General features: G+C 61.9%; 2 protein-coding genes. Both read right to left on the bottom strand.

Going from position 1 to position 2788, the window contains the following annotated elements; translation table 11 throughout:
• Nucleotides 1-75: 75 nt before the first annotated feature.
• On the bottom strand, nt 76-1641 hold the full coding sequence (locus ACE04F_RS28360; protein WP_486110951.1) for an ABC transporter permease: 1566 nt from the start codon (nt 1639-1641) through the stop codon (nt 76-78).
• Nucleotides 1641-2651, bottom strand: coding sequence for an extracellular solute-binding protein (locus tag ACE04F_RS28365; RefSeq protein WP_486110953.1), 1011 nt, complete (start codon nt 2649-2651; stop codon nt 1641-1643). Before ACE04F_RS28365 ends, ACE04F_RS28360 begins: the two co-directional genes overlap by 1 nt.
• Between the last annotated feature and the right edge of the window lie 137 nt (nt 2652-2788).

Raw genomic sequence — 2788 nt, forward strand, 5'->3', positions numbered from 1 at the left:
GGCTTGCTCCCACAGGGGTTCTGGTGTCTACAAGACCTGGTACCTGTGGGAGCGAGCCTGCTCGCGAAAACGTTTTCAGCGGCTCAGATACATCCGCGTCGTCAGCAAATAGACCGGCAACCCCGACACCAGGATAAGCAGCGCCGCGTAAGGCGCTGCTGCCGCAAACTCGACGTTCGAGGTATGCGCCCAAACCGCTGTCGCCAAGGTGTTGAATCCAGTCGGGCTCAGCAGCAGCGTGGCGGTCAGTTCTTTCATCGCGTCCAGGAACACCAGCGCAAATGCCGCCCCCAGCGCGGGGAAGATGATTGGCAAGGTCACCCGGCAAAACGCACTGAAAGACGAAGCCCCCAGCGTGCGAGCCGCCTCTTCCAGCTGCGGCGCGGCCTTGTTCAGCGCCGTACGCACCGGCGCCTGGGCCAGCGGCAGGAACAGCAGTGCGTAGGCAATCAGCAGCAAACCCGAGGTCTGATAGAGCGCCGGCACATAGTGCAGCGCGAAATACACCAGGCTCAGGGCAATCACCAGGCCTGGCAGGGCGTGCAGCAAATACGGCAGGCGTTCTGCCCATAGCGCCAGGTGTCCCTTGTGACGCACCACCAGCAGGCCGACCGGCACCGCGAGTACAAGGCAGAGCGCGGCGCCGCCCAATGACAGCACCAGGGATGACAGCAGGGCTTCGCCGATCTCGCCCACCGGGAAGGCGGCGGAAGTGCCCACCGCCAGCCAGTACACCAGCATCCCCAGCGGAACACCGCTGCCAATGACCGTCAATGCTGCGCAATACAACTGGCCGAGGAATGCCCAGGGGCCGAGCCGCACCTGCTCCGCGCGGCGTGCCGCGCCTTGTCCGGTGCGTACATGGCGGCCCTTGCCGCGCACGCGCAACTCCAGCCACAACAGCGCCAGGCACAACGCCAACAGCACCGCCGACAGCATGGCGGCGTTGGCGTTGCTGAACTCCAGCTCGAATTGTTGATAGATCGCGGTGGTAAACGTTTGCAGTCCGATGATCGACAATGCGCCGAACTCCACCAGCATGTGCAAGGCAATCAACAGTGAGCCGGCCAGCAGCGAAGGCCAGAGCAATGGCAGGGTGACGCGAAAAAACACGCCCCAGCGATTTTGCCCCAGGGTTCGTGCGGACTCCTCGAGAGAGGGATCGAGATTGCGTAGCGTTGCTGCCACCGGCAGGAAAATCAGCGGATATTTGGACAGTGTCATGACCAGGATGGCCCCGCCCAGGCCCTCGAATTGCGCGCTGAGCGATACCCAGGTGAAGCTGCTGACAAACGCCGGCACTGCGAATGGCAGGCAAAGGATCACGCCCCACACCCGGCGTCCCGGCAGATTGCTGCGCTCCAGAAGCCAGGCCAGGGACAGGCCGATCACGCCACAGGCCAGCGTGACACCAATCATCAGCGCCAAGGTGTTGCGCAGCAGGCCGAACACATAAGGCCGCCAGAGCAAGTGCAATGCTTCAGTCCAGCCAGCCTGCCAGGCCTTCGCGATGACATACAGCAGCGGCAATGCGCTCAGCAGCACCAGCAGCAGAACCGGAAGCAGCAGACCGATCGACGGACGTTTGCGCCGGGGAATGTAGCGCGCCCCGGCAAGGGAAGCGTTCAGCGACGGTGTCATCAGTTCAGGCCGACTTCACGTTCCAGCTCCAGGGCTTCTTCAGCATTGCCGAGGTCGGCCGGAGTGACTTTTGGCGGTTCAAGTTCACTGAACGGCTTGAGGCCGCGGTCCGACACCATGCCTTTGTGCAGGGGGTACTCGGCGGACGTCTGGGTAATCACGCGCTGGCCTTCTTCACTGGCCATGTAGGCGAGCAGTTGTTGGGCTTCCTTGGGATGCTTGCTGGATTTCAGCGCGGCAGCGCTGGACACGGTCACCAGGCCACCGGCGTCGCCTCCGGAGAAATAGTGCAGCCTGGAGTCGAGCTGGCCTTTCTCTCGTTGCAGCGCGAACCAGTAGTAATTATTCACCAGGACCGTCGCCACTTCGCCGTTTTCGACGGCCTTGAGGGCAACCATGTTGTTGCTGTAGACCTTGCCGAACGCGCGCAGCCCGGTGAGCCATTCCTCGGCAGCGTCCATCCCGTGCAACTTGATGATGGCGACGGCTTGCTCTTGGAACGCGCCGCTGGTTGGTACAAAGCCGACCTTGCCCTGCCATTGCGGCTGGGCGAAATCGAGGACGGTTTTCGGCAGATCTTTCTCGTCGATCAGTTTGGGGTTGTAGGCAACCACACGCACGCGGGCGGTCACGCCCATCCAGCTGCCATTGCTGGCGACATAATCCTTGGGTAGTACGTTGAGCGTGGCGTCGTCGATCTTAGCCAGCAGCCCTTGCTCGCCGAGCTTGTTCAATGGCGGCGATTCTTCGGTGTAGATCACGTCGGCCGGGGAGCGCTCGCCTTCTTCGACGATCTGGCTGGCGAGCTGGTTGCTGCTGCCCTTGCGCACGTTGACGTGGATGCCGGTCTTGGCCTCAAAGGCCTTGGCCAGTTCATCGCCAACTTCTTTGTGCTGGCCGTTGTAGAGAGTCAGTTCCACTTTGTCGGCGGCTTGGGTGAGGGGCGTTGCGAGGGTCAGGCCGAGCAGGGTGCAGGTCAGGGCGCGGCGCAGGGTGGTTCGAAACATCATTCGCGGGGGTTCCTCACTGTCGTGTAGCAAAAACTTGTAACAATGATAAACGATATTGTTTCTCATGTGCGTCTTGACGATAAGTGGGTAGTCTGGTCTGTGGCGAGGGAGCTTGCCTCCGCTGGGCTACGCAGTAG

The sequence above is a fragment of the Pseudomonas sp. AGC41 genome, from assembly GCF_057334555.1.

What these genes read in the sequence shown, in the direction of transcription:
- ACE04F_RS28360 (WP_486110951.1), bottom strand. Translation starts at nt 1,641, where the DNA reads ATGACACCGTCGCTGAACGCTTCCCTTGCCGGGGCGCGCTACATTCCC.
- ACE04F_RS28365 (WP_486110953.1), bottom strand. Translation starts at nt 2,651, where the DNA reads ATGATGTTTCGAACCACCCTGCGCCGCGCCCTGACCTGCACCCTGCTC.